The following is a 17,774-nucleotide window of genomic DNA, read 5'->3' as shown; positions in this document are numbered from 1 at the left end:
TGTCTGCGGCGGACACGCCCGGCGCGTTCGCCTACGCTTTGCCTGACTGATTTTTTCGAGATTTCACATGCCCAATAATGATCGTCTGCTGGTGCAGATCCTGTTGCTTGTGCTGTTCGGTGCCAGTTTCTGGGTGATGGCGCCGTTCTGGTCGGCGCTGTTCTGGGGGGCGGTGCTGGCGTTCGCCAGTTGGCCGTTGATGCGTCTGCTGACGCGCTGGCTCAATGGCCGCGAGTCGCTGGCGGCAGGCATCCTGACCCTGGGCTGGATGCTGTTGGTGGCCGCGCCGCTGGTATGGCTGGGGTTCAACCTGGCCGATCATGTACGCGATGCCACGGCGTTCATCAAGGACGTTCAAGTTGACGGGTTACCGGAAGCACCGGCCTGGCTTGGCACCATTCCACTGGTGGGGGAGCGGCTGGTCGGGTTCTGGAACAGCGTCGATCAGCAGGGCGCGGCGCTGATGGTGTCGCTCAAGCCTTATCTGGGACAGGTCGGTAACTGGCTGCTGGCGCGCAGTGCACAGATCGGTGGCGGGATTCTCGAGCTGACCCTGAGCATTGTCTTCGTATTCTTTTTCTACCGTGACGGGCCGCGGCTGGCGGCATTTGTTCATGGTTTGCTGGAGCGTTTGATCGGTGATCGTGCCGGCTATTACATCGAGTTGGTGGCCGGTACGGTGCAGCGGGTGGTCAACGGTGTGATCGGTACCGCGGCAGCGCAGGCGATACTGGCATTGATCGGGTTTCTGATAGCTGGAATTCCGGGGGCGCTGGTGCTGGGTATCGTGACATTCCTGCTCAGCCTGATTCCGATGGGCCCGCCGCTGGTGTGGATTCCGGCCACGGCGTGGCTGGCCTGGAAGGGCGAGTACGGGATGGCGGTATTTCTCGGGATCTGGGGGACATTCATCATCAGCGGCGTGGACAACGTACTCAAACCGTACCTGATCAGCCGTGGCGGGAATCTGCCGCTGGTGATCGTGTTGCTCGGGGTGTTTGGCGGATTGATTGCGTTCGGCTTTATCGGGTTGTTTATCGGGCCTACGCTTTTGGCTGTTGCTTATAGTCTGTTGACGGATTGGAGCAAGAGTCAGGGGCGGGTTGAGGATCGGCGTTGATAAAGCCGCTACCCGAGTCGAGCTGACGCTCATCGTTTGAGGTGTCGCAGGTATTGGGATTTTGTACCGGGCGGTACACGCTCCGGCCTAGAGTCGAGGCAGGCGAATCACGGCGGTAAGGCCACCGCCAGGCGTTTCTTCCAGGTTCAAATGGCCGCCCTGGCGCTGGGCAGCTTCCCGGGCGATGGTCATGCCCAGACCGACGCCGCCGGAGTTGCGGTTTCGCGAGCCTTCCAGGCGGAAAAACGGCTCGAACACGGCTTCGCGTTTGTCCTCGGCGATGCCCGGGCCGTGGTCGATGACGCGGATCAGCAGGTGTTCGCGCTGATCCTGCAGCTCGATGTGTGCTTGCCCGGCGTAGCGCAAGGCGTTATCCATCAGGTTGTTGATGCACGAGCGCAGGGCCATTGGCTGAACCGCCAGTGGTGCGCAATGGCCGCTGACCTGCACATTGGCGCCCTGATCCTGGGCGTTCTCGCACAGGGATTCGACCAGTGCCTGCACGTCCATCATCTGCAGCGCCTCACTGGTGCGTTGTTCGTGCAGGTAAGTGAGGGTGGCGTCGAGCATGCCGATCATGTCGTTCAGGTCCTGACGCATCTGTCCCTGCAACTTGTCGTCGTCGATCTGTTCCAGACGCAGTTTCAATCTCGACAACGGTGTGCGCAGGTCATGGGAAACGGCGCCGAGCATGCGCGCGCGTTGCTGAACCTGTTCGCGAATCCGTTGCTGCATCAGGTTGAAGGTATGCGCTGCCTGTCGGGCTTCTCGCGGGCCCGATTCATCCAGCGGCGGGCTGTCGAGGTTTTCACTGAGGCGTTCGGCGGCGTCGCTCAGGCGCTGGATCGGGCGGCTCAGGAGTTTGGCGCCGTACCACGCGGCGATCATCAATGAAATGAACTGAAAGGTCAGCGGCACCAGCGGTCCGCCGAACCAGGGGCGCGGGCGATGGGGGAAGCGCGGATCCGCTGGCGGGCGTTGCCCCTCGACTCCCTGCGAAAACGCCGGCGGTGGAGGTGGCGGAGGCGGGCCGTAATGGTGGAACCAGGCGAAAGCCAGCAGGTGCGCCAGGACGATCGCCACGAACAGCACGCCAAACAGGCGACCGAACAGCGTGTCGAAGCGTGCCCGCATCAGCCGATGTCCCTGGCATCGAACAGATAGCCTTCGCCACGTACGGTCTTGATCAATTGGGGGGCTTTGGGGTCATCACCGAGTTTTTGCCGCAGACGCGAGACCAGCAGGTCGATGCTGCGGTCGAAGGCTTCGATGGAGCGACCACGGGCGGCGTCCAGCAGTTGTTCACGGCTGAGTACCCGGCGCGGACGTTCGATGAACACCCAGAGCAGGCGGAATTCGGCGTTGGACAGCGGTACCACGAGACCATCGTCGGCGATCAACTGGCGCAGGACGCTGTTCAAACGCCAGTTGTCGAAGCGAATGTTCGCACGTTGTTCGGTGCGGTCGTCGCGCACCCGGCGCAGAATCGTCTGTATCCGAGCCACCAGTTCACGGGGTTCGAACGGTTTGGCCATGTAGTCGTCGGCGCCCAGTTCCAGGCCGATGATGCGGTCGGTGGGTTCGCAACGGGCGGTCAGCATCAGGATCGGGATATCCGATTCGGCGCGCAGCCAGCGGCACAGCGACAGGCCGTCTTCGCCGGGCAGCATCAGGTCGAGCACCACCACGTCGAAGTGTTCGGCCTGCATCGCCTGGCGCATGGCCGCACCATCGGTGACGCCGCTGGCGTGAATGTTGAAACGGGCCAGGTAGTCGATCATCAGTTCGCGGATCGGCACGTCATCGTCGACGATCAGTGCCCGGATGCTCCAGCGCTTGTCGTCTTTCTGCTCTTCATTCACGGAGGCTTGGGAGTTGTGCATGAGGCTGTTCATCTGCCAGTAGGCCGCCAACCACAAAGATAGGCTGCGAGGTTGTGGTTTCAGCATAGGCGTCCGGCCGTGAGGCGGGAAGGGCTGCTGTAAGGACATGTTGCGGCTGGCGAGGCTAGCGCGGGCGCATGTTGTCGGCGTGTCGGTTGTGTATCGGCTTCGACACAATACCCTGCAAGGCTATGCTGATCACGTCCGGCGCGATGATTTACCGATCATCGGGTGCCGCGCCGCCGCCGGTTCCGCTACAATGCGCGCCGATTTCGACTTGCCTGAGAGCCCATTCATGTCCGCCTGCCAGACTCCTATCATCGTCGCCCTGGATTTCCCTACCCGTGACGCCGCACTGAAGCTGGCCGACCAGTTGGACCCGAAACTTTGCCGAGTCAAAGTGGGCAAGGAGCTGTTTACCAGCTGTGCCTCGGAAATCGTCGGCACCTTGCGTGACAAGGGGTTTGAAGTCTTCCTTGACCTGAAATTCCACGATATTCCCAACACCACGGCGATGGCGGTCAAGGCCGCCGCCGAAATGGGCGTGTGGATGGTCAACGTTCACTGCTCTGGCGGTCTGCGCATGATGGCGGCCTGCCGTGAGGAGCTGGACAAGCGCAGCGGCCCGCAACCCTTGCTGATTGGCGTGACCGTGCTGACCAGCATGGAGCGTGAGGATCTGGCCGGTATCGGTCTGGACATCGAGCCGCAAGAGCAGGTGCTGCGCCTGGCAGCGCTGGCCGAAAAGGCCGGGCTGGACGGTCTGGTGTGCTCGGCGCTGGAGGCCACTGCACTGAAAACCGCGCACCCGTCGCTGCAACTGGTGACCCCGGGGATTCGTCCGGCCGGTAGCGCACAGGACGACCAGCGTCGCATCCTGACCCCGCGTCAGGCACTGGATGCCGGTTCCGACTATCTGGTGATCGGTCGTCCGATCAGCCAGGCGGCGGATCCGGCCAAGGCCCTGGCCTCGGTGGTCGCCGAACTGGCCTGATCGAGTATCTGTAGATTCAATGAAGGGAGCCCGATGGCTCCCTTCATTGTTCTCAGACCTTCAGCACCAGCTTGCCGAAGTTCTCGCCGCTGAACAGCTTGCCCAGGGTCTCCGGGAAGGTTTCCAGCCCTTCGACGACGTCTTCCTTGCTCTTGAGCTGCCCCTTGGCCATCCAGCCGGCCATTTCCTGGGCGGCACTGGCGTACTGCGCGGCGTAATCCATCACCACGAAACCCTCCATCCGCGCACGGTTGACCAGCAGCGACAGATAATTGGCCGGGCCTTTGACCGCTTCCTTGTTGTTGTACTGGCTGATGGCGCCGCAGATCACCACGCGGGCCTTGAAGTTCAGACGGCTCAGTACGGCGTCGAGGATTTCGCCGCCGACGTTGTCGAAATACACGTCCACGCCTTTCGGGCATTCGCGTTTAAGGCCGGCCAGCACGTCTTCGCTCTTGTAGTCGATGGCGCCATCGAAGCCCAGTTCATCGATCAGGAACTTGCACTTCTCCGCGCCGCCGGCAATCCCGACCACCCGGCAACCCTTGATCTTGGCAATCTGCCCGGCAATGCTGCCGACCGCGCCCGCTGCACCGGACAACACCACGGTGTCCCCGGCCTTCGGTGCGCCGACATCGAGCAGCGCGAAGTAGGCGGTCATGCCGGTCATGCCCAATGCCGACAGATAACGCGGCAACGGTGCGAGTTTCGGATCGACCTTGTAGAAACCTTTTGGCTCGCCAAGGAAATAATCCTGCACACCCAGGGCGCCGTTGACATAGTCCCCGACCGCAAACCCCGGGTTGTTCGATGCGATGACCTTGCCTACACCCAATGCGCGCATCACCTCACCAATACCTACCGGCGGGATGTAGGACTTGCCCTCGTTCATCCAGCCGCGCATGGCCGGGTCCAGGGACAGGTATTCGTTCTTCACCAGGATCTGTCCCGCCGCCGGCTCGCCCACCGGCACTTGCTGATAGGTGAAGGTCTCGCGGGTGGCTGCGCCTACCGGGCGTTTGGCGAGCAGGAACTGACGATTGGTCTGGTTAGTCATGACAGGCACTCGACGGATGAAACCTTGTTGATAGACCGTCACCGGCGATGCTGCAAGGTTGGCTGACGAGGCGAATACACACCGATCAGGCAGGGTGATAGTGGCAGGCACAGTTTCATCACTGCGATTCATGGGCGGTCAAACGGCCTTCTGATAGTGCTGCCGCTGATGAGATGGCCGTGGCTATGCTGCCTTCATTCATCCCGCATTCGAGGACATAACAATGAGCATGACGTTTTCCGGTCAGGTCGCCGTAGTCACCGGGGCTGCCAACGGCATTGGCCGCGCGACCGCGCAGGCGTTCGCCGCCGAGGGTCTGAAAGTGGTGGTGGCCGACCTGGATGCCGCGGGGGGCGAGGGGACGGTGGCACTGATTCGTACAGCCGGCGGTGAAGCGACCTTCGTGCGCTGCAACGTTACTGTCGAGAGCGACGTGAAAAATCTGATGGATGAGGTGATCAAGACCTACGGTCGTCTCGACTATGCCTTCAACAATGCCGGGATCGAAATCGAGAAAGGCAAACTGGCCGAGGGCTCGATGGATGAGTTTGACGCGATCATGGACGTCAACGTCAAGGGCGTCTGGCTATGCATGAAGTACCAGTTGCCGCTGCTGCTGGCACAGGGGGGCGGGGCGATCGTCAACACGGCGTCGGTGGCCGGGCTGGGCGCCGCGCCGAAGATGAGCATCTATGCCGCATCCAAACATGCGGTGATCGGTCTCACCAAGTCTGCTGCGATCGAGTACGCCAAGAAGAAAATCCGCGTCAATGCCGTTTGCCCGGCAGTGATCGATACCGACATGTTCCGTCGTGCCTACGAGGCCGATCCGAAGAAGGGCGAATTCGCCAACGCGATGCACCCGGTCGGTCGCATCGGCAAGGTCGAGGAAATCGCCAGTGCCGTGCTGTATCTGTGCAGTGATGGTGCAGCCTTCACCACCGGCCATTCACTGGCAGTGGATGGCGGTGTCACCGCATTCTGAGAAAGCCATGGTCGACACCGGAACGGACCCGCCCTGCAGGCGGGTTTTTTTTGCCTGTTTTTGGTTCCATGTCATTGATAAACAATGTGTTTCAAATGGTTAGAACGGTGGCTTTTGACGGCGTTGTCGCACAGCCTGACCGACGCGGCTGTGATTTACTGCCGCGAGTAAAACGGACAGGAGTTTGGCTACTCATGGAATTGAGAATTGACCGACAGGCAATGGTGCCGGTCGTACAGCAGATTGTGGATGGCTTGACCGAGTGGATCGAGCAGAGCCAGGTGCCACCGGCGACGCGCCTGCCTTCCATACGGCAAATCGCACGGTCTAACCTGCTCAGCCAGTCGAGCGTCATGGAAGCTTGCGAGCGTCTGGTGGCGCAAGGTGTTCTGGCCTCCCGGCAAGGTGCCGGTTTCATGGTCGCAAGTACATTGCCAAAGTGTTGCAAGGCCTTTGATAGCCAGGCTTTTGCGGGCGAGAGCTACGGCTGCGAGACCGTGCCGCAATCGCGCGCCTGGCTGAAACTGGGTGACGGTGTTTTGCCCTCGAGCTGGCGAGAACCCGACGATCTCAGTTATGCCATCCGTCAGGTGGCCCGCACCGACATGGCCAGCCTGTTCAACTACAACACGCCCCTGGGGCTCTCCATGCTGCGCGAACAAATCGTCAAACGACTCGGATTGCTCGACATAGAGGCCGATGAAGCGCGGGTTTTGACCACGGCAGGTGCCAGCCACGGACTGGATCTGATCGTGCGGACCCTGTTTCGGGCCGGCGATTGTGTGGTGGTCGAATCACCGGGTTACGCACCTCTTTTCGATCTTCTGCGACTGCAGGGCGTGCGCATGCTGGAGGTCCGCCGGATGCCGGACGGCCCTGACATCGAGGCTCTCGAGGCGTTGTTGCAGCAGTTCCGGCCTGTGGCGATGTTCATCAACAGTCATCACCACAACCCTACCGGGAGTTGTCTGGCACCGGCAGTGGCCCGACGGATTCTGCAATTGAGCAAAACCTACGACCTGCGGTTGATCGAAGACGACGTCTACGCCGATCTGCACAATGGCAGCGGTACGCGGTTGGCTGCACTGGACGATGACAGGCGGGTGATCTATGTCGGCAGCTATTCCAAGACGCTGAGCAGTTCGTTGCGGGTCGGCTTCGTGTCGGCAGGGCTTGAGGTGATTGAGCAACTGGCACGGGTCAAGACGATCAGTTGCATGGGGACCTCCGGTTTCAACGAGGCCGTGCTGGCAACGCTGTTGTCCAATGGCGCCTATCGCAAGTTGGTACAACGTCAACGCCAGCGGCTCAATACCGATCGTGCGGCAGCCCTTGAGGTGCTGGAGGATGCGGATTGGGAAGTGTTCGGCAAACCGACGGGCGGGCTGTTCATCTGGGCGCGCGCTCCGTGGACGAATGTGGAGCGTTTGCGCAGGCAGGCCTTGCATCATGGCGTGCAATTGTCTTTCGGGGCGTCATTCAATCCTGGCGGCGAAACCTGTGACTGGCAACGGATCAATGTGGCTTATGCCTGCGACCCAAGGGCGCGACAGTTCTTTTGCAGTACAACCGTGGATCGACCTCAAGTGTTCTGAAAACGACGCGAACCTAGCTTTTTGCCATTATTCCGACGTCAGAGTCTTGTGCTGGTTCAAGGCCGTTGCGACTCTTCGGCAACAGACTTCGGCAGGGGGCTACGCGCAATGATTTCGGCCGTGCAAGGACGTTTTGCCAACCTCGGTATGGCAAAAAAACTGGGTATCGGGTTTGTGCTGGTCTTGCTGTTGACCGCGCTGGTGGCGGCCATTGGCGTCTGGTCCCTGCAAACCATCAGTCAGCGCTTCGACGGGCTCAAGCAGATGTCCTCGCTCAACAGCGATCTGCTCAATGTGCGCTTGCTGGAGCGGGACTACGCCCTGCACGGTAATCCGAAAACCGTCGATGCCCTGCATGAAGGGGTGGATGCCTTGATCGCGCAGGCCAACAAGCTGAAAGCGCAAGCGCCGGCCAATGTCGCGGTGATGAGCGATGTCGAGCAGTCGCTGGTTGCCTACCGCAAGGCCTTCGATGAGTTCGTCTCACTGACTCAGGCCAAGGATCTGGCGCTGGAAATGGCCAGTTGGTCGGTATCCAGCGTCGCCAATAATCTTGATGTCCTCCAGGCCGGGCTTGCCGATGACGGCGCCTACACGCTCAAGGACAGCGAAGGCAAGGATGGGGCGCAGTTCATCGAGCAGGCCAATCAGGTCAGCCAGGTTTCGCGCCTGATGCTGCAGGCCATGAACGAAGCACGCGTGCGCCTGGATCAGAGCCGCAAGGGGGACGACAGCGCCAAAGGCAACATCGAACAGGCCGCCCAGGCCCAGGCGCAAGCCGAACAGTTGAAATCCACGGTCAAGGACGAAGGGTATCTGACGGTACTCAATGAGGTGTCAGGCCACATCGCCGGTTTCAATGACAAACTTGCCGAGTACACCGGGCTGCTGGCTCAGGAAAAAGCCGTATCCGAGCAATTGCATCAACGTGCTGCGCAAGTGGTGGAGCGGGTCGATCAGGCCTACGTCGCTCAGGACGTCGCGATGCAGGGTGAGCTGAAGAAAAACTCTGTGCTGATCATCGGGTCGTCGGCGCTGGCTTTGCTGGTCGGTCTGGTTGCGGCCTGGGTGATCACCCGCCTGATCGTCGCTCCGTTGCGCAGCGTGATGCAGGTTGCCCAGCGGATTGCCGCCGGTGACTTGAGTGCAACGGTGGAAGTGAATCGTCGAGACGAGATCGGGCAGTTGATGCAGTCCATGCAGCAGATGGGCGCAGGCCTCAGTGCCATTGTCAGCGGATTGCAGGCCGGTATCGAACAGTTGGCCAGTTCCGCACAATCGCTGTCGGCGGTGACCGAGCAGACCAATCTTGAAGTGAGCAGCCAGAAAGAGGAAACCGAGCAGGTTGCTACGGCCATGAACCAGATGACCGCCACCGTCCATGATGTGGCGCGTAATGCCGAAGAGGCCGCACTTGCGGCGCAGACTGCGGACGACAAGGTCGAGAGTGGTCAGCAAGTGGTGCGCCAGAGTATGGCGCGGATCGAGCAACTGGCGGACTCGGCGACGTCGGCCAGTTCGAGCATCGAAAGCCTGAGCGCGGAAATCCAGAACATCGGCACGGTGCTCGAAGTGATCAAGAGCGTCGCCGAACAGACCAATCTGCTGGCGCTCAACGCGGCAATCGAAGCGGCGCGGGCAGGGGAGCAGGGCAGGGGCTTTGCGGTGGTCGCCGATGAGGTGCGGGCGCTGGCCCGGCGCACGCAGCAGTCGACCGAAGAGATCGAGCGGTTGGTCAGTGCCTTGCGTTCGGCGGCGTATTCATCGGTGCAGCAGATTCAGAACAGTGGCGAACTGGTGAAACTGGCGGTGAGCGACGCGTTGCAGACCGAAAGTGCGCTGGGGAGTATTGCGGCGGCGGTTTCGTTGATCCAGCAGATGAATCAGCAGATCGCGGCGGCGGCCGAGGAGCAGAGCTCGGTGGCCGAGGAGATCAATCGTAGCGTGACCAGCATTCGGGCGAGTGCGGATCAGTCTTCGATTGCGATGCGCGGGAATGCAGCTTCGAGTGTTGAGCTGGCGCAGTTGGGGAGTGAGCTTCGGGGAATGGTTGGGCATTTTCGGCTTTGACCTTGGCGGCCTTTGGGCCGACCAGGTTTTGGGGTGTTTTGGGTGAATATCCGTTGCTTCGGGTGTTGCGGCTGGCGGTTTCGCCCTTACGGCGAGTCCCTTTGGCAAACGCCCCAAAGGAACCAAAGGTCTGGGCCCCTGCGTTCGGCGCCTCGCTGAGGCTCGGCGTTCCTTCGTTCCGGGATTGATCCGGGGGCATCGCCTACGGTTTGCTTCGCTGCACCTCCTCTCGATGTGTTTGGCTTCGCCAAACGGCGCTGCGCGCCTACCCCCGGATCAATCCCTCCACTCAGCCTGCCGATGGGGCCGGTACGTCAAAAGCGGTACTTGAGCTAACGCTCATCGTGGTGTGTGGTGAGGAGTGGGTGCGGGCTGTTTTTGCTTTCTGTGGGAACGAGCTTGTTCGCGAATGCTGTTTGCCAGTCGGCTGAGCGCTTTCTGGTTTACTCCTGAATTTAAGCCAACAAAAAAAGCCACCTCTCGGTGGCTTCTCTCTTTGACTGGACTCAGTCGTAAATCACTTTCTTCTTCCAGTCCGCGTCAGCCTCGACATCTTTGAGGCCGGCGGTCAGTTGGTTTTCTTCGCCTTCGACCGGGGCGATTTTGTCCATGACCTGGGCGTTGGCGCGGGCCAGGAGTTTTTCCAGATATTGGAGTTGTTCGGCGTAGATTTGCGGGTCCTGCTGTTTGCGCAGGTATTGCACACCGCGTTCGAAGGCGAGGCGGGCCTGGCCGGGCTGGTTTTGTTGCAGGGCGTGCTGGCCGAGGTTGTTGAAGAATTCGATGTGCAGCAGCACCAGAATATGGCGCACTTCGCGAATCCAGTGCTTGGCTTCGTTCGGTGGCAGGAAACCGTCCTGGGCGGCGCGGGTGATCTGGCCGTGCAGGGCTTCGAGGAGGAAACGGACGTCCTTGGCCTTGGCTTCGGTCTGGATCGGCGCCGGCGGGTTGTTGACCGGGATCGATTCACCTTGGGCGACGAGGGCGCTCAGTTCGGTGATGCGGGCCTTGGTGGTGGCGCTGGTCTTTTCCAGGTTGAGCAGGCGCTGGCAGACGTTCAGTTCCAGGCGGGTCATCAACAGCTTGAGGGCAGGGGTCATGAACTGGCCGGGGAAGGTTTCCGTCAGTTCGCCACAACGGCGCAGGCGATCGTTGAGTTCGACCTTGGTGCGGGCCTTCTCCAGTTTGGTGTTTTCCACCACATGGTTCATGTAGCCAATGGCGATCAAGATTGCGATCCCGGCTATGACTAGCAGGGTGATCATGAGTGGTGTCACCGGTAAGACCTCTTTATAGGGTTCGCGTGCGAGTGTAGTGGCTTGGCCTATGAGAGCCTAGCGCCGCTCGACGGGTTGGATCAGCGAAGTTTCATCTGTATCGGCCGCAAGCCTGCTTATATAAATACTGGCCCTTGGGGTACAGATTGCCATCACCTGTGGCGTGGACTATAACGCCTTGGCGAGTGTCGGAATATAGGCGCCAATCGTCGGGCGGCCGAAAAGTCCGATTCGGCCCGTCATGCGCCCCGAAGTCATTGATTTAAATAAATTTATATCAGGGGGTTGACGACCCTCCAATCCATCCATAGAATGCGCGCCACTTGCAGCGTAAAGCACACAGCGAAACGCGGCAGGGAGTGAATGTTGTAGTGTGTCCCCTTCGTCTAGTGGCCTAGGACACCGCCCTTTCACGGCGGTAACAGGGGTTCGAGTCCCCTAGGGGACGCCAATGCGGGAATAGCTCAGTTGGTAGAGCACGACCTTGCCAAGGTCGGGGTCGCGAGTTCGAGTCTCGTTTCCCGCTCCAATTTTAAACGGCAGTGCTTTCGGGCGGTGTCGAGTGAAACCGGAACCAAGTCTTCGGATCTGGATCTGGACACCGAAACACAAACCATGTGTTCCGGGTAGTGTGTCCCCTTCGTCTAGTGGCCTAGGACACCGCCCTTTCACGGCGGTAACAGGGGTTCGAGTCCCCTAGGGGACGCCATTTGCGGGAATAGCTCAGTTGGTAGAGCACGACCTTGCCAAGGTCGGGGTCGCGAGTTCGAGTCTCGTTTCCCGCTCCAAATTCAAGAAGCGCCGCTTTGCAAAGAGCGGCGTTTTTATTAGTGAAAGTTGTAGCCTGTCCCCTTCGTCTAGTGGCCTAGGACACCGCCCTTTCACGGCGGTAACAGGGGTTCGAGTCCCCTAGGGGACGCCATTGCGGGAATAGCTCAGTTGGTAGAGCACGACCTTGCCAAGGTCGGGGTCGCGAGTTCGAGTCTCGTTTCCCGCTCCATATTCAATAAAAACGCCGCTCAGACATGAGCGGCGTTTTTGTTTGTGCGTGATTTGCAGCGCCACAAAAAAGGACCGTGAGGTCCTTTTTTGTGGGCCCGCCTGGGTGGCGGGCCTGAAGCGTAATCAAAGTTTCGGCAGTTGCCCGATACGCCCCATCATCTCCGTGACGATCTGCAGGTCCAGCAGGAACTGGTCAACGGTCTTGAACTCGCCGTCGGTGTGGCCGGTGTATTTGACTTCAGGTCGAGCCAGACCGAATTGCACCCCGTTCGGCAGCTCATGCACCGAGGTGGCGCCGGCAGAGGTGCCGAACTCGTGTTTCATGCCCAGGTTTTCGGTTGACACGGCCAGTAGCGCCTTGACCCATTCGCCTTCAGGATTGCGGTACATAGGCTCGGCAATCGAGTAATCGAAGTTGACCGCCACGTGGGATTTCTTGCTCCAGGCCGCCAGCTTGTCGGCAATTTCGCTCTTGAGCACTTGCGGCGACTTGCCCTTCGGTACGCGCAGGTTGACCGCCAATTTGAAGGTCTTGTCATCCATGCCGACGTAAGTCAGCGAAGTCGTCAGCGGCCCCATGAAATCATCGGCGAAACCGACACCCAGCTTGCCACCCTTGTAGTCCAGGCCCCAGTTGTCGGCGGCGTAGCGGGCGGCATCGGTGATGTGGTTGTGTTTGAACGCAATCTTTCCATCCACGCTGTGAATGAAGTCGAGCATGCGAGCCACCGGGTTGACGCCGGACTCCGGTTCGGAGGAGTGGGCGGAAACGCCGGTTACGCTGAGTTTCACGTCTTTGCCATCGACCTTGGCATTCACTTCGAAATCGCCGCCATTGCGTTTCGCGTATTCGCTACCGGCCTTTTGCAGGCTGGCGGCCAGTTCGGCGGGTTTGTCTGTGACGAGAGTGACGACTGAAACCGATGGAATCTGGTTGGTCGCCATGCCGCCGGTCATCGAGACCAGTTCCGCACCTTTGCCTTCGGCCTTGCGCTTGGCGAACTTGGCCATGACCGTGCCGTAGCCTTTCTCGGCGATCACCACCGGGTAGCCGCCATCCAGCGCCAGGTTGTACTCCGGCGTCGGGTTGCGTTCGAAGTAGTAAGGAATCGCGTCGCCGGTGGTTTCTTCGGTAGTGTCCACCAGCAGTTTGAAATTGCGGGCCAGCGGCAGTTTTTCTTCCTTGATGACTTTCATGGCATACAGGGTGACTACGATGCCGTTCTTGTCGTCCTCGGTGCCACGGCCGTACATGCGATCGCCGATCAGCGTGACCTTGAACGGGTCGAGTTTGGTGCCGTCCTTCAGCACCCAGTTTTCCGGTGTTACCGGTACAACGTCGGCGTGCGCGTGAATGCCCACGACTTCCTTGCCGCTGCCGTCGAGAGAAATTTCGTAGACACGATTGTCGATGTTTCGGTAATTCAAACCAAAGGACTCGGCCAGGTCCTTGATCTTGGCGGCAATCTTGATGAATTCAGGATTCTCGTGCTGGGCAACACCTTCCTTGCGATCGGTCGGGATCTCCACCAGTTCGCGCAGGGTTTCCAGAGCGGCTTTGCCGTATTTCGCCCGGGTATAGAGACCGAGCAGGCGATAGATTTCGTTTTGCTGCTCAGCCGTCAACGTCTTGTTGTCGAGAAACGCACTGATGGACGCGCGCAGATCGTCGGTTTTGCTCAGATCGCTTTTGGCCAGTTCACCCAGAAACTGGCGGAAATCACTGACCTTGGCATCGCTGAAACTCTTGAGGATGGTCGCACTTTGCTGCGGTGTGATGTTGGCATGTGCAGGCAGTGTGACGGACGAAAGGCTGGCCAGAATCAGGGTCGACACAGCCAGTTGCTTGAGGGAAAAATCCATTGCTAAGGGCATTCCTTTGCAGGTGGTGAGTAGGAAGTGTCTGATTGATGGTTCAGACGGTTTTGCAAACTAACACCACAAGCGCGTGACAGGGGAGCCCCCGAAGTGGGACGCGTCGCACAGAAATGCAAAAGCGGCGCAGAATCGAAAAAGCCCGCCCAATCAGTCTGGAGCGGGCCTCTTCGAGCTGCATATTTACATCGACAACACCAGTCGTCCGGCAAACAAAATCAGAATCACCCCCATGCTGCGCTCGAACCAGTGCCCCATGCGCATGAACAGCTCCCGCACTCTGCTGCTTGAAAAGAACAGCGCAACGATCACGAACCAGAGTGCGTTCACGCCGCACATCCACAACCCGTACAGCGCCTGAATTTCCAGCGGTGTGCTGGCGCTGATGATGGTGGTGAAGATTGCCAGGAAAAACAGCGTGGCTTTGGGGTTGGTGGCGTTGGTCAGGAATCCGGTGGAAAACGCCTTGAACAGGGACTGCTCAACCAAGGGTTCGTCTGCTGCCTTTTCACCCTCGATCGCGGTCTTGGGCTTGCTGCGAATCAGACTGAGGCCAAGGTAAAAAATGTAGGCGCCACCCACGACCTTGGCCACCGTCAGCAGCCATGGCGTGGTGTGCATCAAGGCGCCGACGCCCAGCAGGGTATACAGCACGTGCACGGAAATCCCCGCGCCGATGCCCAGTGCCGTGCAGATACCGACCAACCGACCGAATCGCACGCTTTGACGAATGGTCACGGCGAAGTCCGGGCCGGGAGCTACCACGGCCAGAAAGTGAATGGTGGCCAGCGCCATAAACTCGCCCAGGTAATTCGATGTCATTTCAGCTCCAGAAAGTCAGGGGTGATGCATTGCCGCGATAGCCGACAAAAAACGAAAGACTCAGGCGCGGATCTGCCACGCCCGGCGTGACCGAGTGCATGCGACGGGAATTGAACATGATGAAATCCCCGGGTTCCGGGCGCACTTCGAGTGCTGGCGGGCCGAGCAGTGCCGGGTCGATGCCGTAGCTGTCGCCGCGCATTTCGTCGAAGCGATCCGGTGAGATGTCGTCCTCCCACATCTGCAACGCGCCGCCCTCGGTCGGCATGTTCAGGTAAACGTTGCAGGCGAATTGCGCCTCCAGGCTGCGGGCCTGAAAGCTTTCCGGAGCATCCTTGGCGAAGATGTCATGGTGAGCGAGAAAGCAGACACCGGGTTTGACCACCCGTGACAGACCGACATACATCTTGCGTCCGTACAGGTTCTCCAGATGCGCGCCTGCCGGCCAGGACTCGTCGAGCATGCAGCGCAGAGTGTCGATCGGCGAGGAGTAGGGCGCGCAACGATTGCGCAGTTCGGCAATGTTGCTGGTGGCGCGTTCGAAGTAATCCTCGATGAGCAACGGCTGGTTTTCCGCTTCATAGAACGCCATGCCGATGCGACCGATGCTGGGTGCGTTGATATAACCTTCGAAGCCGGGGGCGAGAATTTTGTCGCCAATCCGGATCGCCTGGTCTTCAGGCAAAAAGCCTTTGAGACGGATAGCGAGGACTTCTTCGTTGGCCAGTTTTTTTATGCACGTCTCATCGAGACGCTCGACGTCAAGCATCATGGTTTCAGGTCCATCTAACGAGTAGTCAACGGAACCGGCGAGCGCGGTTCCCCGGCGTCGGGCACTGCATCTGGCAGTGCCCGATATCCTCAATCCACGGTGTAGTGGACGGACAACGTGCCCTTTTTCTGCGAAAGGGACGCGATCGTGACTGTGCCCAGATCCTTCAGGCTGCGTACATGGGTGCCACCGCAGCCATAGGCCGGCAGCTCACCAAAGCCGATTTCCCGCGCGCCCTCGCGCAGGGATGTCAGGCGTGGGAGATCGTGTTCGATCCATTGTCCGATACCGTACTGGACGATTTGCGCATCGACTTCCTGAGCCGAATCCCCGGGTTTGAACTGCACCCGGCCTTCATCGGGCCAGTGGTGCCCCTTGATCGGCATCCAGCCCATGGCTTGAATGAAATGGCCGATCAAGTGACCGGCGGAATGCATGCGGGTGTTGAAATGCCGGCGTTCTTCATCGACGCGGATCTGGGTCATGCCCAGCGGCACAGGCCGATCGACGAAGTGGATGATTCGTTCCGTTTCCTGCACCACTCGCAAAACCCGAGCGTTGCCGATCCAGCCGGTGTCGCAAGGTTGCCCGCCGCCTTGCGGGTGAAACAGCGTGGCGCGCAGCACCACGGCAAATTCGTTCTCATGGGGCGTGCAGTCGAGGACTTCCACATTGGCCTTGAGGTCATCACTATGGAAAAAGAGGCGAAGCGTCATATTCCATGCCCTTATTAAAGTTTCTTTTTTAATTATATGAATCGTGCAATAACGTGATAATCCGTTCAAACATCAAAGGACTGTTGCGCTGTGAGCATAAATCTTCCCTTGCCACTGCTCGGTGAAATGGCCATTTTCGTCAAGGTCGTGGAAACCGGCAGCTTCTCCGAAGCGGCTCGCCAGCTGGGCTCCTCGCCTTCGGCGGTCAGCCGCAGCATTTCTCGCTTGGAGAAGGCTTTGGCCACGCGGTTGCTGCAACGCACTACGCGCAAGTTGCGCCTGAGTGACGGCGGGGAAGAGGTATTCAAACGCTGTCAGGAGATGGTCAGCGCCGCCCGGTCGGTGATGGAAATCAGCGGACAGTTCACCCACGAAGCCGAGGGACTGGTGCGGGTCAGCGTGCCGAAAGCGGTGGGGCGTTTCGTGATTCATCCGCACATGCCGGAGTTTCTGCGCCGTTATCCGAAGGTCGATGTGGAATTGCTGCTGGAAGACCGGCAGGTGGATCTGATCGACGATCATGTCGATCTGGCGATTCGCATCACGGAGCGGCCGCCAGCGGGGCTGGTCGGGCGACAGTTGCTGACCATCGACCATTTGCTGTGTGCGACCCCGCAATACCTGGCCGAACATGGCACGCCCACTCATCCCCATGACTTGCTCAATCACAGTTGCATCTATCTGGGTGAAACCCCGAGCGATGCGCGCTGGAAATTCAAGAAGGGCAGCAAGGCAGTGACCGTCGGCGTGCGTGGCCGGTATGCCGCCAATCACACCGGCGTGCGTCTGGGCGCCGTATTGCAGCACATCGGGATCGGCAGCCTGCCTTATTTCACGGCGCGCTATGCCCTTGAGCAGGGGCTGGTCGTGCAGGTGTTGCCGGACTGGACATTCCTGGCGTCCTATCATGGCGGTTTGTGGCTGTTGCACTCGCCGACGCGCTACCTGCCACCGAAGTTACGGGTGTTCATCGACTATCTGGTGGAGTGTCTGGAGAAAGAGCCGACATTAAGCAAACGAGGAAAATCCGGCAGTGTGAAGGTTTTGGCCGAGTATGAATTGCCCGAGGGGAAAGGGTTGATCTAAGCAAAAAAAGGCCCGCATGAATCATCATGCGGGCCTTCTCATTGTGCGGTGAAAATCAGTGCTTGCTGTCCTGGGCGGACATCGCCAGCAGTTGTTTTTCCTGGTTCCAGTCGAACGGTTCGTCGTTCTGTTCGGCTTCGTAGCGGCGCTCTTCCAGCGCCTGGTACAGGTCGATTTCTTCGTCCGACAGGTAGTGCAGGCAGTCGCCGGCGAAGAACCACAGCAGATCCCGAGGGATCAGGTGGGCAATTTGTGGGTAGCGGGTAATCACTTGAGTCAGGATGTCCTGGCCCAGGTACTGGCTTTCGATCGGCTCGATCGGCAGTGACGCCAGCAGTTCGTCGAAACGCTCCAGGAACAGGGCATGGCTTTCTTCGGGAACCTGATCGGCCTCACCTACGGCGACCAGGATACTGCGCAGGTGGTCGAGCAAAACCAGATGATCGGCAACGACATTGGACACGAGATAAGTCCTCAAGAGCAAAACGGGCGCGGGAGTATAAAGCCCCCGCGCCCGTTT

Annotated in this window: 15 protein-coding genes, 6 tRNA genes and 1 pseudogene; 13 read left to right on the top strand and 9 right to left on the bottom strand. The window is 59.5% G+C overall.

Going from position 1 to position 17,774, the window contains the following annotated elements:
• Positions 1-67 precede the first annotated feature (67 nt).
• Positions 68-1,120, top strand: a complete 1,053-nt coding sequence (locus ACK6BI_RS10825) for an AI-2E family transporter (RefSeq protein ID WP_065258869.1) — start codon at positions 68-70, stop codon at positions 1,118-1,120.
• Between the two features lie 87 nt (positions 1,121-1,207).
• On the opposite strand, the gene ACK6BI_RS10820 is transcribed toward ACK6BI_RS10825, so the two are convergent.
• On the bottom strand, positions 1,208-2,254 hold the full coding sequence (locus ACK6BI_RS10820) for a sensor histidine kinase (RefSeq protein WP_409317064.1): 1,047 nt from the start codon (positions 2,252-2,254) through the stop codon (positions 1,208-1,210).
• Complete coding sequence (locus ACK6BI_RS10815) at positions 2,254-3,015, bottom strand: response regulator (protein WP_409317063.1); 762 nt, start codon at positions 3,013-3,015, stop codon at positions 2,254-2,256. Before ACK6BI_RS10815 ends, ACK6BI_RS10820 begins: the two co-directional genes overlap by 1 nt.
• Positions 3,016-3,298: 283 nt before the next feature.
• Here ACK6BI_RS10815 and pyrF point away from each other — a divergent pair, with 283 nt between their 5' ends.
• Positions 3,299-3,997: an orotidine-5'-phosphate decarboxylase gene (gene pyrF, locus ACK6BI_RS10810; protein ID WP_409317062.1), complete on the top strand. Its 699-nt coding sequence runs from the start codon at positions 3,299-3,301 to the stop codon at positions 3,995-3,997.
• 52 nt (positions 3,998-4,049) lie between these two features.
• On the opposite strand, the gene ACK6BI_RS10805 is transcribed toward pyrF, so the two are convergent.
• Complete coding sequence (locus tag ACK6BI_RS10805; protein WP_409317061.1) at positions 4,050-5,054, bottom strand: NADP-dependent oxidoreductase; 1,005 nt, start codon at positions 5,052-5,054, stop codon at positions 4,050-4,052.
• 223 nt (positions 5,055-5,277) lie between these two features.
• On the opposite strand from ACK6BI_RS10805, the gene ACK6BI_RS10800 reads away from it, so the two are divergent.
• The 4 genes and pseudogenes from ACK6BI_RS10800 (at position 5,278) to ACK6BI_RS10785 (ending at position 9,704) form a co-directional block, all read left to right on the top strand.
• Complete coding sequence (locus tag ACK6BI_RS10800; RefSeq protein WP_409317060.1) at positions 5,278-6,039, top strand: SDR family oxidoreductase; 762 nt, start codon at positions 5,278-5,280, stop codon at positions 6,037-6,039.
• Positions 6,040-6,233: 194 nt separating this feature from the next.
• Positions 6,234-7,634, top strand: coding sequence for a PLP-dependent aminotransferase family protein (locus tag ACK6BI_RS10795; RefSeq protein ID WP_409317059.1), 1,401 nt, complete (start codon positions 6,234-6,236; stop codon positions 7,632-7,634).
• Positions 7,635-7,742: 108 nt separating this feature from the next.
• Positions 7,743-8,795 (top strand): annotated as a pseudogene (locus tag ACK6BI_RS10790) (methyl-accepting chemotaxis protein); the annotation flags it as partial.
• A 27-nt stretch (positions 8,796-8,822) separates the two neighbouring features.
• Complete coding sequence (locus ACK6BI_RS10785) at positions 8,823-9,704, top strand: methyl-accepting chemotaxis protein (protein WP_409317172.1); 882 nt, start codon at positions 8,823-8,825, stop codon at positions 9,702-9,704.
• Positions 9,705-10,210: 506 nt separating this feature from the next.
• Here the strand turns inward: ACK6BI_RS10785 and ACK6BI_RS10780 are convergent.
• A complete protein-coding gene (locus tag ACK6BI_RS10780) occupies positions 10,211-10,969 on the bottom strand; it encodes a hypothetical protein (protein ID WP_065261849.1) in 759 nt (252 codons plus the stop codon).
• Positions 10,970-11,356: 387 nt separating this feature from the next.
• On the opposite strand from ACK6BI_RS10780, the gene ACK6BI_RS10775 reads away from it, so the two are divergent.
• The 6 genes from ACK6BI_RS10775 to ACK6BI_RS10750 all read left to right on the top strand — a co-directional run bounded on the left by ACK6BI_RS10775 (position 11,357) and on the right by ACK6BI_RS10750 (position 11,981).
• A tRNA-Glu gene (locus ACK6BI_RS10775) sits at positions 11,357-11,432 on the top strand.
• 2 nt (positions 11,433-11,434) lie between these two features.
• Positions 11,435-11,510 (top strand) — tRNA-Gly (locus ACK6BI_RS10770).
• A gap of 104 nt (positions 11,511-11,614) precedes the next feature.
• Positions 11,615-11,690: transfer RNA gene (locus ACK6BI_RS10765), tRNA-Glu, on the top strand.
• 3 nt (positions 11,691-11,693) lie between these two features.
• Positions 11,694-11,769 (top strand) — tRNA-Gly (locus ACK6BI_RS10760).
• A gap of 58 nt (positions 11,770-11,827) precedes the next feature.
• Positions 11,828-11,903, top strand: a tRNA-Glu gene (locus ACK6BI_RS10755).
• A gap of 2 nt (positions 11,904-11,905) precedes the next feature.
• A tRNA-Gly gene (locus ACK6BI_RS10750) sits at positions 11,906-11,981 on the top strand.
• A 125-nt stretch (positions 11,982-12,106) separates the two neighbouring features.
• On the opposite strand, the gene ACK6BI_RS10745 is transcribed toward ACK6BI_RS10750, so the two are convergent.
• The 4 genes from ACK6BI_RS10745 to ACK6BI_RS10730 all read right to left on the bottom strand — a co-directional run bounded on the left by ACK6BI_RS10745 (position 12,107) and on the right by ACK6BI_RS10730 (position 16,168).
• Entirely contained in the window at positions 12,107-13,846 is a 1,740-nt protein-coding gene (locus ACK6BI_RS10745) for a dipeptidase (RefSeq protein ID WP_409317058.1), read from the bottom strand.
• 195 nt (positions 13,847-14,041) lie between these two features.
• Positions 14,042-14,680: a LysE family translocator gene (locus tag ACK6BI_RS10740; protein ID WP_409317057.1), complete on the bottom strand. Its 639-nt coding sequence runs from the start codon at positions 14,678-14,680 to the stop codon at positions 14,042-14,044.
• A gap of 1 nt (position 14,681) precedes the next feature.
• Complete coding sequence (locus ACK6BI_RS10735; protein ID WP_409317056.1) at positions 14,682-15,452, bottom strand: 2OG-Fe(II) oxygenase; 771 nt, start codon at positions 15,450-15,452, stop codon at positions 14,682-14,684.
• Between the two features lie 89 nt (positions 15,453-15,541).
• The gene (locus tag ACK6BI_RS10730) at positions 15,542-16,168 is read right to left on the bottom strand and encodes an alanyl-tRNA editing protein (RefSeq protein WP_409317055.1); all 627 of its coding nucleotides are present in this window, start codon (positions 16,166-16,168) and stop codon (positions 15,542-15,544) included.
• Between the two features lie 90 nt (positions 16,169-16,258).
• On the opposite strand from ACK6BI_RS10730, the gene ACK6BI_RS10725 reads away from it, so the two are divergent.
• Entirely contained in the window at positions 16,259-17,254 is a 996-nt protein-coding gene (locus ACK6BI_RS10725; protein ID WP_409317054.1) for a LysR family transcriptional regulator, read from the top strand.
• A 55-nt stretch (positions 17,255-17,309) separates the two neighbouring features.
• On the opposite strand, the gene ACK6BI_RS10720 is transcribed toward ACK6BI_RS10725, so the two are convergent.
• Complete coding sequence (locus ACK6BI_RS10720; protein ID WP_039770706.1) at positions 17,310-17,717, bottom strand: PA2817 family protein; 408 nt, start codon at positions 17,715-17,717, stop codon at positions 17,310-17,312.
• Positions 17,718-17,774: the final 57 nt, after the last annotated feature.

Source organism: Pseudomonas sp. KCJK9016 (assembly GCF_046231795.1).
Taxonomy (GTDB): domain Bacteria; phylum Pseudomonadota; class Gammaproteobacteria; order Pseudomonadales; family Pseudomonadaceae; genus Aquipseudomonas; species Aquipseudomonas bananamidigenes.
Note: the sequence above shows the minus strand (reverse complement) of the source record. Positions and strands in the feature narration are given on the sequence as shown.

Bases quoted from the DNA above. Each gene is read 5' to 3' on its own strand.
- ACK6BI_RS10735 (WP_409317056.1), bottom strand. From the start codon at position 15,452: ATGATGCTTGACGTCGAGCGTCTCGATGAGACGTGCATAAAAAAACTG.
- pyrF (WP_409317062.1), top strand. From the start codon at position 3,299: ATGTCCGCCTGCCAGACTCCTATCATCGTCGCCCTGGATTTCCCTACC.
- ACK6BI_RS10820 (WP_409317064.1), bottom strand. From the start codon at position 2,254: ATGCGGGCACGCTTCGACACGCTGTTCGGTCGCCTGTTTGGCGTGCTG.
- ACK6BI_RS10795 (WP_409317059.1), top strand. From the start codon at position 6,234: ATGGAATTGAGAATTGACCGACAGGCAATGGTGCCGGTCGTACAGCAG.
- ACK6BI_RS10785 (WP_409317172.1), top strand. From the start codon at position 8,823: ATGCAGTCCATGCAGCAGATGGGCGCAGGCCTCAGTGCCATTGTCAGC.
- ACK6BI_RS10740 (WP_409317057.1), bottom strand. From the start codon at position 14,680: ATGACATCGAATTACCTGGGCGAGTTTATGGCGCTGGCCACCATTCAC.
- ACK6BI_RS10780 (WP_065261849.1), bottom strand. From the start codon at position 10,969: ATGATCACCCTGCTAGTCATAGCCGGGATCGCAATCTTGATCGCCATT.
- ACK6BI_RS10805 (WP_409317061.1), bottom strand. From the start codon at position 5,054: ATGACTAACCAGACCAATCGTCAGTTCCTGCTCGCCAAACGCCCGGTA.
- ACK6BI_RS10825 (WP_065258869.1), top strand. From the start codon at position 68: ATGCCCAATAATGATCGTCTGCTGGTGCAGATCCTGTTGCTTGTGCTG.
- ACK6BI_RS10745 (WP_409317058.1), bottom strand. From the start codon at position 13,846: ATGGATTTTTCCCTCAAGCAACTGGCTGTGTCGACCCTGATTCTGGCC.
- ACK6BI_RS10730 (WP_409317055.1), bottom strand. From the start codon at position 16,168: ATGACGCTTCGCCTCTTTTTCCATAGTGATGACCTCAAGGCCAATGTG.
- ACK6BI_RS10815 (WP_409317063.1), bottom strand. From the start codon at position 3,015: ATGAACAGCCTCATGCACAACTCCCAAGCCTCCGTGAATGAAGAGCAG.
- ACK6BI_RS10800 (WP_409317060.1), top strand. From the start codon at position 5,278: ATGAGCATGACGTTTTCCGGTCAGGTCGCCGTAGTCACCGGGGCTGCC.